This window comes from Pelotomaculum isophthalicicum JI (assembly GCF_029478095.1).
GTDB lineage: Bacteria > Bacillota > Desulfotomaculia > Desulfotomaculales > Pelotomaculaceae > Pelotomaculum_D > Pelotomaculum_D isophthalicicum.
In genome coordinates this window covers 20,523-40,718 of the sequence record NZ_JAKOAV010000011.1, presented here as the reverse complement: position 1 = coordinate 40,718, position 20,196 = coordinate 20,523, and the positions used below count along the sequence as shown (strand labels likewise).

23 protein-coding genes, 1 other RNA gene and 1 pseudogene are annotated in these 20,196 nt (G+C 51.2%); 4 read left to right on the top strand and 21 right to left on the bottom strand.

The genetic code is table 11. From position 1 onward, the window contains the following. Nucleotides 1-145: 145 nt before the first annotated feature. The 4 genes from L7E55_RS07495 to L7E55_RS07480 are packed head-to-tail and all read right to left on the bottom strand — an operon-like array spanning nucleotide 146 to nucleotide 2,034. Nucleotides 146-547, bottom strand: a complete 402-nt coding sequence (locus L7E55_RS07495) for a RusA family crossover junction endodeoxyribonuclease (protein WP_277443496.1) — start codon at nucleotides 545-547, stop codon at nucleotides 146-148. 10 nt (nucleotides 548-557) lie between these two features. Next, nucleotides 558-1,472, bottom strand: coding sequence for a DnaD domain-containing protein (locus L7E55_RS07490; RefSeq protein ID WP_277443495.1), 915 nt, complete (start codon nucleotides 1,470-1,472; stop codon nucleotides 558-560). 2 nt (nucleotides 1,473-1,474) lie between these two features. Then, nucleotides 1,475-1,690: a hypothetical protein gene (locus tag L7E55_RS07485; protein WP_277443494.1), complete on the bottom strand. Its 216-nt coding sequence runs from the start codon at nucleotides 1,688-1,690 to the stop codon at nucleotides 1,475-1,477. After that, nucleotides 1,687-2,034 carry a DNA replication protein gene (locus tag L7E55_RS07480; protein WP_277443493.1) on the bottom strand — a complete coding sequence of 116 codons (348 nt, stop codon included), beginning with the start codon at nucleotides 2,032-2,034 and terminating at the stop codon, nucleotides 1,687-1,689. Before L7E55_RS07480 ends, L7E55_RS07485 begins: the two co-directional genes overlap by 4 nt. 198 nt (nucleotides 2,035-2,232) lie before the next feature. On the opposite strand from L7E55_RS07480, the gene L7E55_RS07475 reads away from it, so the two are divergent. Then, nucleotides 2,233-2,925 carry a hypothetical protein gene (locus L7E55_RS07475; RefSeq protein ID WP_277443492.1) on the top strand — a complete coding sequence of 231 codons (693 nt, stop codon included), beginning with the start codon at nucleotides 2,233-2,235 and terminating at the stop codon, nucleotides 2,923-2,925. A gap of 88 nt (nucleotides 2,926-3,013) precedes the next feature. On the opposite strand, the gene L7E55_RS07470 is transcribed toward L7E55_RS07475, so the two are convergent. From L7E55_RS07470 to L7E55_RS17705, 6 genes are all read right to left on the bottom strand, one after another. After that, entirely contained in the window at nucleotides 3,014-3,394 is a 381-nt protein-coding gene (locus L7E55_RS07470; RefSeq protein ID WP_277443491.1) for a hypothetical protein, read from the bottom strand. Between the two features lie 212 nt (nucleotides 3,395-3,606). Further along, a complete protein-coding gene (locus tag L7E55_RS07465; RefSeq protein ID WP_277443490.1) occupies nucleotides 3,607-4,947 on the bottom strand; it encodes an AAA family ATPase in 1,341 nt (446 codons plus the stop codon). Beyond that, entirely contained in the window at nucleotides 4,947-5,939 is a 993-nt protein-coding gene (locus L7E55_RS07460) for a Rad52/Rad22 family DNA repair protein (protein WP_277443489.1), read from the bottom strand. Before L7E55_RS07460 ends, L7E55_RS07465 begins: the two co-directional genes overlap by 1 nt. After that, nucleotides 5,940-6,278: a hypothetical protein gene (locus tag L7E55_RS07455; RefSeq protein ID WP_277443488.1), complete on the bottom strand. Its 339-nt coding sequence runs from the start codon at nucleotides 6,276-6,278 to the stop codon at nucleotides 5,940-5,942. Next, nucleotides 6,268-6,459: a hypothetical protein gene (locus L7E55_RS07450; protein ID WP_277443487.1), complete on the bottom strand. Its 192-nt coding sequence runs from the start codon at nucleotides 6,457-6,459 to the stop codon at nucleotides 6,268-6,270. Before L7E55_RS07450 ends, L7E55_RS07455 begins: the two co-directional genes overlap by 11 nt. 35 nt (nucleotides 6,460-6,494) lie before the next feature. Continuing rightward, nucleotides 6,495-6,695 carry a helix-turn-helix transcriptional regulator gene (locus tag L7E55_RS17705; RefSeq protein ID WP_420852022.1) on the bottom strand — a complete coding sequence of 67 codons (201 nt, stop codon included), beginning with the start codon at nucleotides 6,693-6,695 and terminating at the stop codon, nucleotides 6,495-6,497. Nucleotides 6,696-6,876: 181 nt separating this feature from the next. On the opposite strand from L7E55_RS17705, the gene L7E55_RS07445 reads away from it, so the two are divergent. The 3 genes and pseudogenes from L7E55_RS07445 to L7E55_RS07440 all read left to right on the top strand — a co-directional run. Then, nucleotides 6,877-7,524 (top strand): helix-turn-helix domain-containing protein, encoded by a 648-nt coding sequence (locus L7E55_RS07445; protein ID WP_277443486.1) that lies wholly within the window; start codon nucleotides 6,877-6,879, stop codon nucleotides 7,522-7,524. Then, nucleotides 7,499-7,951, top strand: a complete 453-nt coding sequence (locus L7E55_RS17700; protein WP_420852021.1) for an ImmA/IrrE family metallo-endopeptidase — start codon at nucleotides 7,499-7,501, stop codon at nucleotides 7,949-7,951. Before L7E55_RS07445 ends, L7E55_RS17700 begins: the two co-directional genes overlap by 26 nt. Continuing rightward, nucleotides 7,948-8,964: pseudogene (locus L7E55_RS07440) on the top strand (recombinase family protein); the annotation flags it as partial. The gene L7E55_RS17700 and the pseudogene L7E55_RS07440, both read left to right, overlap by 4 nt. A gap of 497 nt (nucleotides 8,965-9,461) precedes the next feature. Here L7E55_RS07440 and ssrA read toward each other — a convergent pair. The 11 genes from ssrA to gap form a co-directional block, all read right to left on the bottom strand. Continuing rightward, nucleotides 9,462-9,812, bottom strand: a transfer-messenger RNA (tmRNA) gene (gene ssrA / locus L7E55_RS07435). Nucleotides 9,813-9,871: 59 nt separating this feature from the next. After that, nucleotides 9,872-10,333, bottom strand: coding sequence for an SsrA-binding protein SmpB (gene smpB / locus L7E55_RS07430; RefSeq protein ID WP_277443484.1), 462 nt, complete (start codon nucleotides 10,331-10,333; stop codon nucleotides 9,872-9,874). A 112-nt stretch (nucleotides 10,334-10,445) separates the two neighbouring features. Next, a complete protein-coding gene (locus L7E55_RS07425; RefSeq protein ID WP_277443483.1) occupies nucleotides 10,446-10,997 on the bottom strand; it encodes an HD domain-containing protein in 552 nt (183 codons plus the stop codon). After that, complete coding sequence (locus L7E55_RS07420; RefSeq protein WP_277443482.1) at nucleotides 10,948-11,424, bottom strand: PaaI family thioesterase; 477 nt, start codon at nucleotides 11,422-11,424, stop codon at nucleotides 10,948-10,950. The genes L7E55_RS07425 and L7E55_RS07420 overlap by 50 nt, the downstream gene beginning before the upstream one ends. A 113-nt stretch (nucleotides 11,425-11,537) precedes the next feature. Beyond that, entirely contained in the window at nucleotides 11,538-13,622 is a 2,085-nt protein-coding gene (locus L7E55_RS07415) for a sodium-translocating pyrophosphatase (protein WP_277443481.1), read from the bottom strand. 48 nt (nucleotides 13,623-13,670) lie between these two features. Beyond that, nucleotides 13,671-13,895: a preprotein translocase subunit SecG gene (gene secG, locus L7E55_RS07410; RefSeq protein WP_277443480.1), complete on the bottom strand. Its 225-nt coding sequence runs from the start codon at nucleotides 13,893-13,895 to the stop codon at nucleotides 13,671-13,673. Nucleotides 13,896-14,158: 263 nt separating this feature from the next. Continuing rightward, the gene (eno, locus tag L7E55_RS07405) at nucleotides 14,159-15,445 is read right to left on the bottom strand and encodes a phosphopyruvate hydratase (protein WP_277443479.1); all 1,287 of its coding nucleotides are present in this window, start codon (nucleotides 15,443-15,445) and stop codon (nucleotides 14,159-14,161) included. Between the two features lie 25 nt (nucleotides 15,446-15,470). Beyond that, complete coding sequence (gene gpmI / locus L7E55_RS07400; RefSeq protein ID WP_277443478.1) at nucleotides 15,471-17,018, bottom strand: 2,3-bisphosphoglycerate-independent phosphoglycerate mutase; 1,548 nt, start codon at nucleotides 17,016-17,018, stop codon at nucleotides 15,471-15,473. Nucleotides 17,019-17,075: 57 nt separating this feature from the next. After that, the gene (gene tpiA, locus L7E55_RS07395; protein WP_277443551.1) at nucleotides 17,076-17,840 is read right to left on the bottom strand and encodes a triose-phosphate isomerase; all 765 of its coding nucleotides are present in this window, start codon (nucleotides 17,838-17,840) and stop codon (nucleotides 17,076-17,078) included. 38 nt (nucleotides 17,841-17,878) lie between these two features. Further along, nucleotides 17,879-19,063, bottom strand: a complete 1,185-nt coding sequence (locus tag L7E55_RS07390; RefSeq protein ID WP_277443550.1) for a phosphoglycerate kinase — start codon at nucleotides 19,061-19,063, stop codon at nucleotides 17,879-17,881. Nucleotides 19,064-19,132: 69 nt separating this feature from the next. Continuing rightward, nucleotides 19,133-20,167 carry a type I glyceraldehyde-3-phosphate dehydrogenase gene (gene gap, locus L7E55_RS07385; RefSeq protein WP_277443477.1) on the bottom strand — a complete coding sequence of 345 codons (1,035 nt, stop codon included), beginning with the start codon at nucleotides 20,165-20,167 and terminating at the stop codon, nucleotides 19,133-19,135. Nucleotides 20,168-20,196: the final 29 nt, after the last annotated feature.

Below are 20,196 nucleotides of genomic sequence, written 5' to 3'. Positions count from 1 at the left end.
ACACTTGGCCCAGCACTCGCCGCCTGCGTCTAATTCGCGGAATCTACAGCGACAGGTTATTATATCTGTAATAGTATCTATTTCCAATTTTACTTGCATTGCCTGTAAATCAAGGCAACCATAAAATCATTCTTTTCGATCATGGTTATACATCAGCCTCCCTCACAATCACTTCCGCCCGCTCCACCTGGTCACATCTACGCTCTGCCAGTATGCGCACAACCTGCCGGTCATCCACGTAAGCGACCTTGTTCAGGCCGTCCACGATGGATTTGACGCAGTTATCCAAGTCCGGCAGAGTACCGTGCCGGAGTTTTCCGCCCGTGGTATAAACTTTTGCCTGCGGGTTGAAAAACAAGGCTATTTCCATTTCAACCGGCCCCGACGCAGGGCTATTGCATATTAACTTACCTATCCTTGATACGTCCCTCTCATATTTCTCTGTTTCCGGCGGGGTGTACAAATAAACTTTGCGCCCGCTGTATCCTATCCTGGGGCGGCCCTTCGGCACAGGCCGGCCTGGTATGGTTATCTTTATTTCGCTCATGGCAACCTCCTCATACATAAAGGGTTTTGATAAATTCTTTCTTCTTGCTGCCGGCCGGATCTTGCCTGCCGGCTTGCCTGCCCGTCCGCCGGCTTCGCCTGAGTTTATCCTGCCGGGCTTCGTCTGCGGTACGAATACCGGCCCGCTGCCAGTTCAGCAGGATGCCGCCGGTGTAGGCCAGGGTACGCTTGTTCCGGATGACAGCCTGGGTCAGGGCTTCCAGGATTAAGTCTTCCGGAAGCTCACTGCGCCATTTGGCTAACTGGTCAACTTCTAAAGGTGAAAGCGGCCTACCGAACTCTTTTTCAAAACTGGTAATCAGATTAACAACAACTACTGTATTATTAAGATCTTTATTCTTGTTGTTCTTAGGCGTTCCGGAGGCCGCGCCGCCGTAAGGCTCAGATGCCCTCGCGAGTACAGGACCGGGTACGGTTTCCGTACTCGTGACTGTACTCGTTACTGTACCCGGTGAACCATCCACGGGTACAGTTTGTGTGCCCGGCAGCATGCAAACCGGTGTCATTTCTGAGTTTTTGCCGGGTACAGTTTCTGTACTCGACATGTCTTCCACGGGTACAGGTACGGGTACAGTTTCTGTACTCGACTGGTAATCCTGCCAGTTGATCACACGGGCTTTAACCCCGTAAAACTGCTTTACCTCAAGCTCTACATAGCCTTTCGTTGCCAGGTATTTCAGGGCGCTTGAAACGGTGCTTTTGCTCATCTGCCGGTCGGCCTCGCCGATAACCTGCCGGACGTGCTCGTAATTGAGCCACAGTTCCCCGGCCTCCAATGCCCGCGCCCGGTCGGGGTAGGGGGCAGCTTCCAGGAGGCAGTAGATCCATAACTTGAATGCTGTCCCCGGCATTTTTAAGTGCCCGTTGTTTTTCAGTTTTCGCCACAGCTTGATCCAGCCCTCCACTATTAGCCTCCACGGCATATCCTTAATATCAAATGAGCCGCTATATATACGGCGCTTGTAATCAATACAGCTTTCGTCATCAGTTGGTCAGACGGTTTGTCCGGCCCCTCAAGCCACTCCTGGCAGGCGGTGATCTGCCTGTCCAGGTAGCGGGCAAGTTGTTTAATCAGGGAAGGCCCGGCACAGCCACGAATACACAAAACCGGCTTTTGCTTCATTCGGGTATCACCAGCTTCAGCTGCCGGCTGAATTTCTCCCGGGCGATATTCTCCAGCGCCCGCACCCGGAGGAATATTTTCTTCGCCCTCGGCTTCAAGTGCATCATGGCCACGGCCAGATCATCGTAACTCTGAATGATAAAATAGCCGCCGCCTTCCTTGCCGGTGCAGCTCCCGATAGGAATACCGCGGTGAACAATCAGGGAAAGAATTATCTTGCGGACCTTCCGCTCGTTTAGCCTGCTTCTTTCTACCAGGCACCGGCGACTAATGGCCTTTTTGTGGCCGGCAGGAATACAGTCTAAGACGGCCTGCTCCTGAGGGCTTAAATATTGCTTAGTCACATCAATCCCTCCCTCACGATTTCCCTGGAATATATAGTCTAAAATCTTCAGAGCGATAACAGCATAATTTATGAATTGGGTTTCCCATATGTCACCTCCACATTACTGCAACATTAATGTTGAAAAATGTAACATAGAAAGGGATTTACGTTAGTAATGTCGTACTTTACAAAAAGTTTTTTATTGAGGGGGAAACCTATGATTACTCAGCAACTATATGAAATAATGTCGCAAACAATTAACTGCCGTTATTGCTGGAACTCGGATTTTATACTAAAAGAACCTTTTGTTCCTCCAAGAGGATGGGCGGGCGGCACGGATAGAAACAAAGTAAAGCTTGTTGTAGTAACCCTGAATCCCGGCCATCCGATGGAAAGTGAAATAAAACAATTCAGCAAGGTAAGTATGAACGATAAGCTAGGTCAATACGAAATAGATTATTTATACAATTTTGCAACAGATACGTTTACTAATCCCCAAATTAGAGGCAATGGCAGGGATACCGTATTCCACAGTAAAATGAAAAATTACATGGTAGAAGCTCTTGTTTATTGTGGCTTAGTTGACCGTAAGGAAGCGTTCAACAACTGGCTTGACTATGTCTGGCTAACTGATTTATTTAAATGCAGTACTGAATCTGAAACTGGTCCTAATATACCTTTAAATAATAGAATTCATTGTCAGAAACACTTGTTACAAGAAATCAATTATTTTAACCCAAAGGCAATTATTGCGATGCACAGCAAAGCCAGAGACGACCTAAGCAAGATATCATCAATCAAGAACAAACTAGTATACTTCAGGCACCCATCCAATGGTGGTCCTACAGTAAACAGTCCTACCTTTAAGCAGCAACTTGATAAACTAAAGTCAATTATTGACCGGCAATAATTCTTAAAGTTATGTCAACAGTGCGTATTATTCACAGAATGCCCCGCCCCTGGATGGACCGGTATGGAGCGGGGCTATTCAGTTGTCACTAAATTTCCCTCACCGTGCCCGCCTCAACCCGGAACATTTTAAAGCGGGGCAGGCCCGGGTTCGCGGGCTGCACATCGCCCACGGTGGAAAACACCAGGACTTGGTCAAATTCACCTGCTTCCGCTCGCTCCAGGACAAACCCGGTCAGCCGGTCGCGGTTGTCCTGATCCAGCAGATCCGCACCGTCAATCGCCAGGATGCGCAGGCCGAGATATGCGGCTATGGCTTCCTGTACCGCTATCCCTACCCGCAGCTGTTCGCTGGTAGACAGCAGGCGGGCCGGGACAACCGCGCTGGCGTGCTTGACGATGGGGCTCATGTCCGGCGCAAATTCGACGGAGTATTCCCCGTCCGTGAGGCCGGCCAGATTCGCGTTCACGCGCGCGGTAAACGGGTCGAGGCTGTTCGCCAGGACACAGCGGCGGATGCCGTCCGGGCCGAACGCTTTTACAAGCAGTTCATATTCGGCCAGATCTTCAGTCAGCGCGACGGTATCACGGTCAAAAGTATCCTCCTGGGCTTTGGCCTGCTGGTAGGCTTTCATCTTATCGGCAAAGGCTTCCCCTTTAGCTATGCGCTCATCCAGCGCCTTTAAAGGTGATAGATCCGGGGCCTGCAGGGCTTCGTATTTTTGCAGCTCCGCGGCCAGGTCGTCAGCCTGCCTGGACAGTTCGCCAGCCTGGGCCTGCAGCCGGGCTTTTTCGCGTTCGCTTCCTGGGCGGCCCGCTCGGCCTGCCTCGCCTGCTCCGCAAAGGTCTTTTGCCGCTCGTTTTCACGCCTGGCCTGGTCCAGTTCCAACCGCGCCTGTTCCACTGCCGCAGCCTTCGCGTCTGCCTGTGCGGCCAGGTCTTCCAGCAGCTTGATCCTTTTAGCCGTGGTCATGGCGCAGGTGATATGGTCCGGCGCCAGCGGACAGCGGCTGCCCGCTTTTGAAAGCGCATCCAGGGCTGCTTTCAGGGTCCGCCACTCAGCTTCCAGGCTTACTACGCCGGCCTGGCGCTTTGCTACCAGCGCCGCGGCTCCATCCAGTACTGCCCGGTCCGGTACCGCGAAAGGTTTTACTGGGGCTTGCCCGGCAAGTCCGGCCAGTGCGTCCGTGATTTGTGATAACCTGCCTCTTACCGCTTCATAATTAGCCTGCAGGGTTTTCCGCCGGTCCTCGCTCCGCTTGCGGTCTGCCAGCATAGTCAGGATATTGTCGCGTTCTGCCCTTAATTCCGCAAGTTGGGCCAGCACTTCTTCCAGCGTTACGTCCGGAGCAGGGTTTGAAACGGGGTTTTCTTCCTGGGCGGCCCGGATTCGCTGGAGGTCACGCTTGGTGTCGCGCCGCAGGTCGCGCAGTTTCTTCTCAATCGCGTCCAACACTTCCGGCCCGGCCTGAACCTTCGGTGGGTAGAGCGGCCGGACCAGATGTTCCAGCCGTTCTATTTTTTCACCGTGCCCGCTCCTATTCGCCCATTCGCGTAATGCGGCCAGGACAATGTCGATATCCCAGCGCAGGTCAAGGACATTGAAAAGGTAGGTCTTCTGTTCGGACGGGCTCATGGCGAGGAAAGCGCTCACGTTAAGCGCGGCCTGCAGGTCGCCCTCGTTTGTCTGCAGGGCGGCGTATAGTTTAGCCTGGGCGGCCTGCGCGGCCGTTTCACCATCAAAAGTAAACCCGTTCGGATTCATGGTGCGGACGGCCAGGCCGGCACCGGCCAGGTCCGCCAGCACGGTGGCGCTTTTTGCGCCTGTCTTGATCAGGTCGCCTGCTCCCCGGCCAGCCTTGTCGGTCCAGTAGCAGCGCCCGGTTAAGCCCCATTCCAGAGCGGCCAGCAGGGAGGTTTTACCTGCGTTGTTTTTGCCGAGGAAAAAATTCACCCGGTCAAGGCTTATGTCGCTTTCCCTGTGACTACGAAAGTTCTGGAGATAAAGACGGTTGATTTTCATCAGAATAGCCGCCTCCTTCCATTCCCCTCACTGTTCCGCGGGCTGTTTCCCTGGCCATTACCCCGGCTGGCCGGTGGGGCCTGTTTTTGCCCGGGCGGCGGGGTTTGGTGTGTACCGGACCGATTTGTTTCAAGGAAAAAGATTGCCTGATTCACCAGTCCGGCCGCGTTTTCAATCAGGTAACTGGCCTCCTGCCTGGTCAAATCATCCAAACTTGCCGCGCTCAGGCCAGCGGCGGACAGGACAGCGCCGAGAAACGCCTGATCTTTAAGGGTCATGTTGAAGCCGGCGGCCTGGGCGGCACGCTCAATCGTGCCCTTGACCATGCCTAATTGCCTGTCAGTGGCCTTACCGGCGCCCTGCGCCGGCGGCTGGCTCTGCGTCCGGTTTTGCTGAGGCTGGTTCTGCGGCCTGGGCGGCGGGTTCTGGCCTGTCTTCTCCTGGAGGTCCTCGCGGCCTCCAGGCAGGAGGTTATCGTCGTCAAGCTCCCCGCGGTATGCCGCCGCGCCGATACCAAAGAAGGCCAGAGCTTTCTTGATTGCGTTGGTCAGAGCGCCCTTTCTCGCGTCGTTTTTCAGCGCGGACACATGGCCGCCCGGTGTGCGCGGGGTTTCAGCCAGAACTTCAAAGCCGGCCGGAGTCCAGTTCCCGATTTGAACGACCACGTCATAACCTACCTCGTAGGCCTTCCGGCCGTTGTTATACTCGCCCTCGTCGCAAAACACTTCCTCCGAAATGATGCGCCAGTGACCGAGCCCGGCCACGTTGTTGAGCATGTCTATGCAATACTGGTAGCCGTACCCGTCGGTATCATAACCTTTCCGGGTTTCACGCCCTTTCGTGCGTTGAATGGCGTCGACAGGTAGTTCACTACAAAAGTCCCTGTAGATAGCAGGCAGGTCCAATAGTGTGAGCGCCCCCGGCAGCGGGACATTTGGCTGCCTGTCGCCGGCGGCGCCGATGAAATCTCGTTCGCTTGCTTGGATAGCCATTTAGCTTACCTCCTTTTCCGAAGGAAAATAGTTAACTGGTTGGTCATCTTCACCAACACTGAAAAACAGATTAATGTAATCACCGTCCCGCCCCACAGTATTCCAGGAAAACCAGCCTTCCCGGTCCTCATACTTTACGAGTTTTCCCGCCAGCCTGACATCTTCACCAAAACCGCCGGCAACTATGTCCCTGGCAATACTGCCGCTTTGCTCCGGGGTGAGGCCGTGACTGCTGATAGTAATATTCGCGCTGTCCAGGCCGTGCTTTTTTAAAGCAATTTCCAACAACTCAAGCGCTTCACTAACTGAAAGAATATTGGTAATGCCACTATTGTCCACTTGCCGCAACCTCCTTTTTACTTTTATCGATCTGTGTCATGAACAGGTCCGTAAGGATGCCGGCCAGGCGGTCCAGGTGCTGTCCGGCGTCTTCCGAACTGTGGCCGACCACTTCCCGCCTTACCGTTTCCAAGCCGCTTTTTGTCCTGCGGGCTGTTACCTTCACCAACACGGTCTGCATGCATACCCTCCATTGAAACTTTTAGCGTATAAGCTTTACGCTAAGTCAGTGTCCATAAATAATTCATCCAGAGTCGCATTTAGGAACTGGGCTATTTCTTTGGCTAAGAGTAAAGACATGCGCCTTGAACCGTTTTCCATTTGACAGTAATAGCTCTCGGAAATACCGATTGCTTCACTGATTTGCTTCTGCGTGACTTCTTTTTCTAGTCGAAAGGCTTTTAATTTAACAAGGATAATGCATCACCTCCGAGCTAAAGACTTTACTAACTGTAAATAATATATCATGACTACATTACATTTTGCAATAATAAAATTTACAAAATGTAAACTTGTTTATTAGATAATATCCTTGCATATTTACTAATAGCAAACTATAATAAGTTTAATAGTTAGCAATACGCAAAGGGTGGAGAACATGGGCATAGAATTCGGGCAAAGACTGCGTGAATTGCGGGAGGGGGAAAACCTGACCCAGGCTGATTTAGCCAGGCTCTGTAATCTTAGCGAGCCGACAATTTCATTGTATGAGAGCGGTAAAAGAGAACCAAGTTATAAGACATTGTTGTTAATCTCTGAAAAGCTTGAAACTAGCCCAAATTACCTGCTAACCGGTAAAAATGGAGGTAGCTTAAGTCAGTCCGGGCAAACAAAAGACAATTTAACGCCATATAGAAATAAAGCTCTGGCGAGGCGCATCAAAGAAGAACGGCTGAAAAAGGGGTGGACCCAAAAGCAGATCGCTGAAATGCTCGGCGTGGAGGTCGGCACTTTTTCCGGTTATGAGCGCGAATACAGGACGCCGGAGACTAAAACCCTGGAAAGACTGGCAGACCTTTACGGTGTATCGGCTGACTATTTGTTGGGCAGGGATGAATCATGGCTGGACAAGGAAAGCCCGCCGGACGATATCGAACTGGAAAGGTTTATCCGTGAGCATCCGAATATTCGCGTTTTCGGCGACCCGCTCACTGAAGAGGTGAAAGACGACGTGATGCTGGCTTTGAAAACGGCCTGGGAGGTAGTAAAAAAAGAGCGGGCTGCAAAGATACAGCCCAAAGGATAGTGATTTCTGTAAATGTCATTATATAAAAAAGCGAGGGAGCGGTAAGCCGTTAGAGATCGCCGCCTCTCTTGGCATTAAGGTTTTATATATACCGTTAAAGGTACTTAAAGGTATTACTTTATCCCTGGGTTCTGAGAGATTCATTTTTATTGACTCCGGCCTGACGGAAATTGAACAGCAGCTTGTGTGTGGCCATGAACTGGGCCATTTTTTATTGCACCCGAATACTAATTTTCTTTTTATCCTGGAAAAGACCGGCTTTTATTCAAAGCACGAGTACCAGGCCAACCGCTTTGCCTGTGTGCTCATGCTCGGTGAAAAGGCTGAGCAATACCAGTCTGAGATCCAGGAGGCGGCTGCGCATGGCCGGCTGGACAGGCTAGTGGATGTTATAGGACAACTGACTAGGAGGGATGATTCTCTGTGAAGGCGGTTATATATGCCCGGTTCTCCAGCGACAACCAGCGGGAGGAAAGCATCACCGCCCAGGTGCGGGCATGCAACGAGTACGCCGGGCGGCGGGGTTTTTCTGTTGTAAAGGTTTATACCGATGAGGCCCGCTCCGCTACAACTGATGACAGACCTGGATTCCTCAAAATGATTAAGGATATCAAGAGCGGCAGGATGAAAGTTGATTTTCTGCTTGTCCACAAGCTGGATCGCTTTGCCCGCAACCGGTACGACAGCGCCTTTTATAAGCGGGAGCTGCGCCAGTCTGGTGTTCGCGTGGAATCGGCGCTTGAACACCTTGACGACAGCCCGGAATCAATTTTGATGGAATCCGTTATCGAAGGCATGGCTGAGTATTATTCACGCAACCTTGCACGCGAGGTGATGAAAGGGATGAAAGGGATGAAAGAAACAGCGTTACAGGGGAAACATAACGGGGGAAAGCCGCCATTAGGTTTTGATGTTGACAGTGAAGGAAAGTATATCATAAATGAAACAGAAGCCAGGGCGGTAAAGATAATTTTTGAAATGTACAGCCAGGGTAAAAGCTACGGCAATATAATCAATACGTTAAACTCATATGGTTACAAAACCAAAGCCGGCCGCGAGTTCGGCAAAAATAGCCTGCATGACATCCTTTGCAATAAAAAATACATCGGCACATATATATTTAACCGTAGCGCTGCAAAGAATGACGGCTGCAGGAATAACCACAAAAGCAAGCCCCAGGATGAGATTATCGAAATTCCTGATATATTGCCACACATAATTGATAAGGAAACGTATAATAGGGTCAAGCTGCGTATGGACAAAAACCGCACAGGGCCAGCCCGCTCCAAAGCAAAGATCAATTACCTGCTTTCGGGGTTGATTTGGTGTGGGGAGTGCGACCACAGGATGACAGGAGCCTCATCTAGCTATCAAACAAAAAAAAGTAAAGAATATAAAAAGACTCACTACTATACATGCAACTATGGCAACCGGACAAAACAGTGCTCAAATGAGAAAATTGCTACGAACCTCGTTGAATCATATGTTCTTGCTGAACTAGAAAAGCAAATTTTTAACAATGAAACATTACCAGCTTTGGCAGAAAAGATTGTGGAGTATCATCGTCGATTACAGACTGATTACGCTGGTGAACTTCAACAAATTGAAAAGGAACTGGCCGGAACAAAAAAAGAAATTGATAATCTAGTCAACGCCCTAGCTATAGGTAGCAATGCTGTACACTCTATTATTGAAAAACTCAACGGGTTGGAACATAAGAAGTCCACTTTGGAAATCCAGTTACAAGAATGGCAGTTTAAAGCTGAAGCCAACACTATCAGCATAGATTCTGTAATAGAATATCTTCAAATAAACATGCGCTTACTACAAAATAAAAACCTGGATACCTGCAAAAGGTTGCTCCAGGAATTCATAGAAAAGGTTATTGTCACGAAAGAAAAAATTGAAGTTGTGTTCAAAATTACTGTTGATTTGAATGGTGGAGGCGGGGGGAATCGAACCCACCGTCCGGAAGACCGACCACAGGAGTATCTCCGAGCGCAGGCTGTAGTTTAGGTTTTGCTCCGCGGGCGCTTACAGCCAAGCTCCGTTGGAACTATCTCGATGAGTCTTGCTTGAATCCTCCGAGAATTGGACTCAAGCCAGCCCGTTTAGATGACCCCCTAGCCCGGGCCACGGGCCCAGCGCGGGTAGAAGGTTAACTGCAACTAAGCAGCTAAAGCGTATTCTTCGTTGGCAATTATAAGTTTTCCACCGTATTGCGGGCTGATGGAACCCCGGCTCGCTCCTCCTGCCACCGCTTCCCCCGTCGAAACCTTTACGCCCCCATAAAAAATTTCTCGTTTAAAGTGACAGTCGTCAAATATACATTTTTTAATTTATGCAATTAATACATCTTAGATCTTTCCTTCACAGCCCGGTCAATTTCCCGCCGGGCGTCACGCGCGGCGATATCATCTCTCCGGTCGTAAATCTTCTTGCCTTTTGCCAACGCCAGTTCCACCTTGGCAATACCGTCTTTAAAATATACTTTTAGCGGAACCAAAGCCAAACCTTTCTCCCTGGCTTTACCCAGTAACCGCAAGATCTCCACCTTGTGCATTAGTAGTTTACGGGTGCGCTTGGGTTCATGGTTGAACTGGTTTCCTTGATCATAAGGGCTTATATGCATATTATATAATAAAAGTTCGGCGTTTTCAACGCGGGCAAAGCTATCCTGCAGATTGGCCCGCCCGGCGCGCAAGGATTTCACCTCGGTCCCGGTCAATGCCAGGCCTGCTTCATAGGTCTCAATAATATGATATTCATGCCGGGCTTTTCTGTTTTCAGTTACGGTTTTAAAACCCATGCTTATTCACCAGAACTTTTACTGGCACCATTTTAATTAAATCGTGCCGGGAAATGCTTTCATTATAGCAGGCGGGCCTGGTTTGTCAAGGTATAAAAAGTTGTTAACTGGCTTATAGTTTTAGTTCCGCGGCAATGCCCTGCATCGCTTCAAGGCTTAGCCCAAGAAATTCTTCCAGGGAAAGCGATAATTCGGAACAGGCTTTGATCGTTTCCCGGTTCGCCCCACGGGCAAATGATTTTTCATTAAAACGCTTTATCAGAAAGGGAACATCTACTACTGCCAGCTTCTTTTCGGGCCTGATCAAGGCTCCCGCCACAATAAGCCCGGTAACCGGGTCGGTGGCAAAAAGAGCTTTATCCATAAGTGATTGACGGGGTAATCCATGCCGATCGTTGTGTACTTTGACCGCGTAAACAACATCTTCCGGCAGGCCGGATTCCTCCAATAACGCGGCGCCTTCTATGCTGTGGCGGTCAGGGTCGTCTTTAGTACGGTCGTAATCGATATCGTGCAGCAGCCCGGCCAGCCCCCATTTCTCCTCGTCCTGGCCGAAATGCCGGGCCAGACGGCGCATCACCGCCTCCACCGCGAGAGAATGGTTAAACAAGTTTTTATTTGTCAGGTTTTTCTTCAGCAGTGCCACGGCCTCTGTTCTGTTCAAGTTTCAATTCTCCCTTCGACATCTTTTCCGGGTCCATCTTTAAAAACTTCGCTTTCGCCCGCGCCGCCACAGTACCGTCCGGCAGGATCAACCTACCCGCCATCTCAACCAACCTCCCCCGGTCGGACAACATGTTCGCTTCGAGGGTAAGCTTCACGCCCACCGGAACTGCTTTACTGTAACGGGTGGTAATTTCAGCGGTCATCGTTATAATATCACGCACCCATAACCACTGGGCCATCACTTCATCAAGCAAGGTGGCAACCAGTCCGCCGTGCAATACTCCGTTCCAGCCCTGATGTTCGGGCCCGGCGAGAAAATATGTCCGACAGATGTCGCCGTCCTGTTCAAATTTCAACTTTAGTCCGATGGGATTGCGTGCGCTGCAAGCGAAGCACATGTTGTCTTCACGCAGGAATTTAGCCATCGTCTCACCTTCTCTTTGGTTCGGCAAATCTTCTATTCTACTAGTATAAACCATTTTTATCAATTTTCAACGGCAAAAAAAATGCCGGGTTTAAACCCGGCATTTTTTAGTTCTTAGTGGAAAAGCACAGAGCCGATAATCAGAGAAACAGTACCGGCAACCTTGATCAGCGGGTTCATGGCAGGACCGGAGGTGTCCTTGCAGGGGTCACCGACTGTGTCGCCGATAACCGCAGCCTGGTGAACCGGGTTGGGCTGGCCGTCAATCTTCTTGCCGCCCAGGTTGCCTTCCTCAATCCACTTCTTGGCATTATCCCAGGCACCGCCGGCATTAGCCAGGAACAGAGCCATCAAAACACCGGTAGCTGTCAAACCAGTCAAGTAACCAGCCAGTGAAAGAGCACCTAATCCAAAGCCCACGATAATAGGCATAATAACCGCTACCAGGCCGGGGAAGATCATCTTGCTGATAGCGGCGCCGGTGGCGATGCTCACGCAACGCGCGTAGTCCGGCTTGCCCGTACCTTCCATAATGCCGGGAATCTCACGGAACTGGCGGCGCACTTCGTTAACCATACCAAAAGCGGCGTCGCCAACAGCACGCATGGTGGAAGACCCGACAACGAAAGGAATCGACGCGCCAATCAAAAGACCGATCAATACTTGCGGATTCATTAAGTTAATTACAAAGTGACCGCCTTGCATACCCATCTTACTCATTAAAGTAGCGTTCTTTGCTACCTCGTCGGCAAATGCCTGGAAGAGGGCCAGCGCTGTCAAGGCCGCCGAACCAATGGCAAATCCCTTGGCAATAGCAGCGGTGGTGTTACCAACAGCATCCAGTTTGTCGGTTTTTTGACGCACTTCCGGCGGAAGCTCGGCCATTTCGGCGATGCCGCCGGCGTTATCGGCAACAGGACCGAAGGAGTCCATGGCCACAACAATCCCCGCGGTGGAAAGCATGCCCATGGCAGCCATCGCGATTCCGAAAATGGCGTGTTGTGAAGCAATATGACCGACAGCCCAGAAGGCGAAATAAATAGCGCACGCGAAAAATAACATGGGAAGAAATACTGATTCCATACCAACAGCCAAGCCATGAATAACGTTAGTAGCCGGGCCGGTCTTGGAGGCTTCGGCAATTCGCCGGCAGGGTGGCTTGTTATTGGCGGTGTAGTACTCAGTCAAGGCGCCAATGGCAACATTAACGATAAGACCTGCAGCTACAGCGAGAAAGATGCCAAAGCCTTCAGTACTACCAAAGGTTTGGACGGATAAGAAATAAACACCTACAGCAGTCATAATATTGGTCGCCCACAGGCCCACGTTAAGGGCTGCCTGCGGATTGCCGCCTTCACCGGTGCGGACAAAGAAGGTACCGATGATAGAAGCGATAATACCGATCGCCCCAACAACCATCGGGAACAAAGCACCTTTCATTCCATATAAGCTGTTTCCAATAATACTTGCAGCAATCGTAGTCGCGGCGTACGACTCAAACAAGTCGGCGCCCATACCGGCGGTGTCACCCACGTTGTCGCCAACGTTGTCAGCAATCGTGGCCGGGTTGCGCGGGTCGTCTTCAGGGATACCGGCTTCAACTTTACCGACCAGGTCAGCGCCGACGTCAGCAGCCTTGGTATAGATCCCGCCGCCGACACGGGCGAAGAACGCGATGGCTGACGCCCCGAAAGCAAAGCTGTTAATTACCACAGGATCCTTAAAAATGATAAATAACGCAGATACGCCCAGCAAGCCTAAACCGGCAACGGATAAGCCCATGACAGCTCCAGCGCGGAAAGAAACGTTAAGGGCTTTCCCCAATCCGCTGCTTCGGGCGGCCTCGGCAGTACGGGCGTTAGACTTGGTGGTGCTGTTCATGCCGATGTAACCGGCGATTGCCGAACAAACGGCACCTACGAGAAATGATACACATAGTGGAACACCTTCAACTTCCGGACTAATCATAGGCAATACTACCACCAGAAGAACTGCGACTATGATAGTGAAAGGAATCAAGGTTTTATACTGACGGTTCAGATAAGCCATGGCCCCTTCCTGAACAGCTTCAGAGATTTCCTTCATTTTAGGGGTGCCCATGGACTCTTTCAAAATGCTCGCCAGAGTAGCAAACGCGAACAGTAGAGCAATGATTCCGGCGCCAGCGGCATAATAAGCTAATGTAATATCACTCTGCACTTTATTAACCCTCCTCTTCTCCCAAAATTCTTTTGTCTGCCCCAAAATCTACTTCCAGGCAACCAAACCTAGAGCGGTAGCCGCAAATAATACTGCTACCACGATAGTGACTTTCCCCAGCAGCTCGTCCAGCCCCTTCTTTTTACCGAATAGTGTTTCCGCACCACCGGCGATTGATCCGGACAGACCGGCGCTCCTGCCGGATTGCAGAACTACGACCGCGATCAGTGCGACAGAAAGAATGACATGCAGGGCAGTCACTGCGATCTTCACTACATAGTTCACCTCCTTATCAGGTCTTGAATCCCCTTTAAAATAATGATAATAAATACATAGCAATACCGGGTTCAGCGGTCAATAAACCGAAGTTATTATATCACACCGTGAAATAACTGACAATCGCAATAAGACAATTATTTAGTCCACGCCAGTTATCCCCGGCTTACCGGATTATAGGGAAAAATAAGCTGCCGGGGACATTAACACCTGCCCCCGGACTATGCATAATTATTCATAGTGATCATGACACATTAATTCTATTTTATGTTATAAAAAACTCCCTTTCCTTTATAAACGGCCAGGCTGCCCAATTCTTCCTCAATCCTTAACAGTTGGTTGTATTTGGCTACCCGGTCGGTGCGGCAGGGGGCGCCGCTTTTTATTTGCCCGGCGTTGGTCGCCACCACGAGGTCGGCAATGGTTACATCCTCCGTCTCACCGGAACGGTGGGAAACAACAGCGGTATAGCCGGCTTGCTTGGCCATCTCAATGGCGTCCAACGTTTCAGTAATGGTGCCGATCTGATTTAACTTAATCAAGATTGAATTTGCCGTGCCAGACTTGATGCCCCTGGACAACCGCTCCGTATTGGTGACAAAAAGGTCGTCGCCGACAATCTGAATTTTTCCGCCCAGGCGGTCGGTGAGCAACTTCCAGCCGTCCCAGTCGTCTTCGGCCAGGCCGTCCTCAATGGATATAATCGGGTACTTATCCGCCAGCATGGCGTAATAGTCCACCATCTCAGCCGCTGTAAGGCTTCTCCCTTCGGCCGCCAAAACATATTTGCCGTCTTTGAAAAATTCTGACGCGGCGGCATCGATAGCCAGGGCAATCTCCTCACCAGGCTTGTAACCCGCGGTTTGAATCGCTTCAATGATCACCGCCAGCGCTTCCTCATTTGACCCAAGCATCGGCGCCACGCCGCCCTCGTCGCCGACAGCGGTGTTCAACCCTTTCTTTTTCAGCACGCTTTTCAACATGTGGTACACTTCCGCATTCATCCGCACAGCTTCGGCGAAATTTGCGGCGCCCACCGGCATAATCATAAATTCCTGAATATCTACGTTGTTATCCGCGTGCTTGCCGCCATTCAGGATATTCATCTGCGGCACCGGCAGCACTTTGGCGTTCGTGCCCCCCAGGTACTGGTAGAGAGGCAGGCCCACCGCTTCCGCGGCGGCTTTAGCCGTTGCTATGGACACGCCTAAAATGGCGTTGGCGCCAAACTTGCCTTTGTTCGGTGTCCCGTCCAATTCCAGCATGGCCCGGTCGATACCCGCCTGATCAGTCGCATCGTATCCGGCTATTTCAGGAGCAAGGATGGAGTTGACATTCTCAACCGCCTTCAGCACTCCCTTGCCATTATACCGCTTGCTGTCGCCATCCCTTAATTCAACTGCCTCATAGGCGCCGGTCGACGCCCCGGACGGAATGGCCGCCCTTCCCATTATTCCGTTTTCCAGAACTACTTCCACCTCGATGGTCGGGTTGCCGCGGGAATCAAGAATCTCACGGGCGTAAATGTCTTCAATTATTGTGGACACAGGTATTCCCCCTTATCTAATTGTACTAGTGTATTGAAATTAGTGATTTACCGGTCATTTCCGGTGGTTTGGAAATATCCAGCAGTTCAAGCATGGTTGGGGCAATGTCCTCCAGGCTTCCGTCACGCAGAAAAACCCCTGCCACATCGCGGCGGATCATCAAAAAGGGCACCGGATTTGTGGTGTGGGCGGTAAAAACCTCGCCATTTTCATCGACCATTTCATCAGCGTTGCCGTGGTCCGCCGTGATCAGGGCGGTGCCGTCCTTTTCCAGCACAGCCCGGACCACTCTGCCGAGGCAATGGTCCACGGTCTCCACCGCGCTGACAGCCGCGGCCATAACACCGGTATGCCCGACCATGTCGGCGTTCGCGTAGTTCATGATGATTACACCGAACTTGTCCGTATTTAGTTGTTCTAAAAATTTATCGGTAACTTCAAACGCGCTCATTTCCGGCTTCAGGTCGTAAGTCGCCACTTTGGGAGAAGGAATAAGAATTCTCTCTTCGCCCGGGTTGGGCGTTTCAACGCCACCGTTGAAGAAAAACGTCACATGCGCGTATTTTTCCGTCTCCGCCAGCCTTAGCTGAACAATTCCGTTGTCGCTTAGCACCTGTCCTAACGTATTATCCAGCGTCTGGGGTTTAAAAGCGACCGGCGCTATAATGGTCTTATCGTAAAGCGTCATACAGGTGAAATGCACCTTCGGGTATCCGTCGCGGCGGATAAAGCCGTCAAAATCCTCGTCTATGAAAGCGCGGGTCAGCTCGCGCGCCCTGTCGGGGCGAAAATTATAAAATACTATGGCGTCATTATCGGAAACCTTAGCCACCGGCCTACCGTCCTCCCGCGTGATTACCGTCGGCCGGATGAATTCATCTGTTTCTCCCCTGCCGTACCCCAGGTCTACCGCTTCAAACGGAGTTTCTGTCTGAAACCCTTCACCGAAAACCATGGCGTTATACGCTTGTTCAACACGCTCCCAGCGGCGGTCCCTGTCCATGGCGTAATAACGGCCCATTACCGTCGCCACCGCTCCAAAGCCAAGTTCATCCAACTTGGCTTTGAGAAGGGTAAAATATTCTTTGGCGTTGGCAGGCGGCACATCCCGCCCGTCAAGAAAGGCATGGACAAACACCTTGTCGAGGTTCTCACGCGCCGCCAGATCCAACAGGGCAAACAGATGATTGATATGGCTGTGCACCCCGCCATCCGACAGCAGTCCCATCAAGTGAAGCGCTGTACCATGTTCTTTGGCGTGTTTTACGGATTCTAGCAAAACTTCATTCTCAAAAAAACTTTTATCCCTGACTGCCCGGTTTATCCGGGTAAATTCCTGGTAGACCACCCGGCCGGCGCCGATATTCAAGTGCCCCACTTCGGAGTTGCCCATTTGTCCTTCAGGCAAGCCGACTTCCTCACCTGAGCAAACGAGGGTACAGTGGGGACAGCCGGCCAGGTAACTATCCATATTTGGCGTATTGGCAACGGCAATGGCGTTGCCTTCAACCCTGGAACCGAGACCCCAGCCGTCCATTATTACCAGGACCAGGGGTTTTCTATCTTTCTTCAAATCAAGAACCTCCGGTTTCGGTCGTCAGTCGTCGGAAGTCGGACGTCGGAACAAGAGCTAAACTCCGGCGGCTGCTTTTACTATACCTGAAAAATTTGGCACATCCAGACTGGCGCCGCCAACCAGGGCGCCGTCGATATCCTGCTGCGCCATCAGGCCCGCGGCGTTTTGCGGCTTTACGCTGCCGCCGTACTGGATACGCACCTTTGCCGCCACGTCAGCGCCGAATAAATCACTCACCAGACCGCGGATAAACCCGATCACTTGCTGAGCGTCCGCGTCCGAAGCGGTTTTTCCCGTCCCAATGGCCCAAACCGGCTCATAAGCGATTACCATACCGGCCACCTGGTCAGCCGCCAAGCCGGCCAGCCCCGCCTCGGTTTGAGTTCTAATAACTTTTTCAGTAATACCTGACTCTCGCTCTTCGATCCGTTCACCCACACACATTATCGGGGTTAAGCCGCTTTCTAATACGGCTTTAACCTTGCGGTTAACGTTATCGTCAATTTCTCCGAAGAACTGCCTGCGCTCGGAGTGACCGATGATTACATATGAACAGCCGGCGTCTTTCAACATCTTAGGTGATACTTCACCGGTAAAAGCGCCTTCGTCCACCCAGTACACGTCCTGCGCGCCAACCCCGATTCCGGTGCCGCGCAGCGCCTCGGACACTTGATACAAGGCAGTAAAAGGCGGACACACGACGACCTCAACTTCTTTGATTCCGTCCACTGCCCGCTTTAATTCTTGGGCAAACGCCAAAGCTTCGGAAACCGTTTTATACATTTTCCAGTTCCCGGCAATAATGGGCTTTCGTTTCATTGTCATCTGTCAGGCCCCCGATCATTAACTGGAATTTGCTATTTATCTAGTAAAGCCACTACCCCGGGAAGCTGCTTGCCTTCGAGAAACTCCAGGGAAGCGCCCCCGCCGGTGGAAATATGGGTCATCTTGTCGGCAACTCCGGCTTTTTTCACTGCCGCCACCGAATCTCCGCCCCCGATTACGGTTGTCGCGTCTATCGCGGCCAGCGCGTTGGCCACAGCTTCCGTACCTTTGGCAAAAGGCTCTATTTCAAAGACACCCATGGGACCATTCCACACCAAGGTTTTAGCTGATTTAATGGCTTCAACAAAAAGTTCCGCGGACTCCGGCCCGATGTCCAGCGCCATCCAGTCGTCCGGAATACGGCTGACCGGTACGGTTTTGCGCTCCGCGTCCGGCGAAGCTTCCGGCGCGATTACCACGTCCACCGGCAGCAGGAAATCTATATCCCTGCTCTTGGCTGTTTCAATCAAGTTTCTCGCCAACTCGACCTTGTCCGCCTCAAGAAGCGATTTGCCGGTAGCACAGCCAATAGCGCTTAAAAATGTATTGGCCATTCCGCCGCCGATGATCAGGCTGTCGACCTTGTTTAATAAATTTGCGATAACTTCTATTTTATCGGAGACTTTTGCCCCGCCCATAATAGCCACAAACGGTCTTTCCGGCTCTGCCAGGAGTTTGCCGAGCGCCGACAGTTCGCTCTCCATAAGGAAGCCGGCCACTGCAGGCAAAAATTTAGCCACACCTTCGGTGGAAGCGTGGGCGCGGTGGGCTGTGCCAAACGCGTCGTTAACATAAATATCGGCCAACTCGGACAGTTTCCGGGCAAATTCTTGGTTATTTTTCTCTTCTTCGGGATGGAACCGGACGTTTTCGAGAAGAACCACATCTCCGCCATGCATATTGCCAATAGCGGCCTGCGGCAATTCACCAATACAATCGTCCACTTTTTGGACCGGGAACCCGAGCAATTCCGAAAGCCGCTTGGCTACTGGGTCCATCCTGTACTTGTCGTCTATTTTTCCCTTGGGGCGCCCGAGATGTGAAGCCAGAATGACTTTAGCCTTTTTTTCGAGAAGATAATTAATAGTGGGAAGGGCCGCCCTGATCCGGGTATCGTCGGACACCTGGCCGTTTTTATCCACCGGAACATTAAAATCCACCCGGACCAGCACCCGTTTGCCGGCTACATCCAGGTCACGCACAGTTTTCTTGGCTATTTTACATACACCTCCTTATATAAATAGTCGCGGTTTGCCGGCGGGCAACACCGCGACCTCATTTACGCCCTATAAGCCTTTAGAAGCAACATAGGAAGTCAGATCCAGCAACCGCTGGGCATAGCCCCACTCATTGTCGTACCAGGCTATTACTTTGGCCAAATTCCCTTCGATGACCATGGTTGAAAGCGCGTCAACAATAGTCGAGTGCGGGTTGCCGTTGAAGTCTATTGAAACCAGCGGCAGTTCGCAGTACTCCATAATTCCTTTCAGGGATCCTTCCGAAGCTTCTTTAAAAGCCGCGTTGATTTCTTCCGCACTAGTTTTCTTGGACAATTCCACCACTAGATCCACGACAGACACATTCGGAGTTGGCACCCGCATTGCGAAACCATTTAATTTACCCTTCAATTCCGGGAGCACCAGTCCCACCGCTTTAGCGGCGCCGGTGCTGGTGGGTATAATAGAAAGGTTCGCCGCTCTGGCACGCCGTGTATCCCGGTGAGGCATATCCAGGATTTGCTGATCATTGGTATAAGCGTGTACAGTAGTCATAACACCCTTGACAATGCCAAACTTATCATTGAGGACTTTAGCCACCGGCGCCAGACAGTTGGTTGTGCAGGAAGCATTGGAAACCACGTGATGCTGCGCCGGGTCATACGTGCCCTCATTAACGCCCATAACTACCGTTAAGCATTCTCCGCCTTTGGCCGGGGCGCTCAGGAGGACTTTTTTAGCCCCTGCCTGCAGGTGTTTTGCCGCCTCTGCCGGGTTGTTAAATTTGCCGGTGGACTCAAGAACTATGTCAACACCCAATTCTTTCCATGGTAGTTTTGCGGGATCACCTTCCGCAAACAGTTTGATTTCCTTCCCGTTAATAACAAAGTTTCCATTTTTAACTGCAATATCTGCGTCATAAACGCCATGCACTGAATCATATTTAATCATGTGCGCGACTGATTCCGCATAAGTCTCTGAAACTGGAAGCCGGCGGGTTTTGTGGTTAACCGCTACGACATCAATATCCGGGCGCTTCAGGGCGCCCCTTAATAGATCGCGACCAATCCGTCCTTGACCATTAATCCCAATTTTCACACCCATTAGTGTTACCCACTCCCTTCATTAGTGTG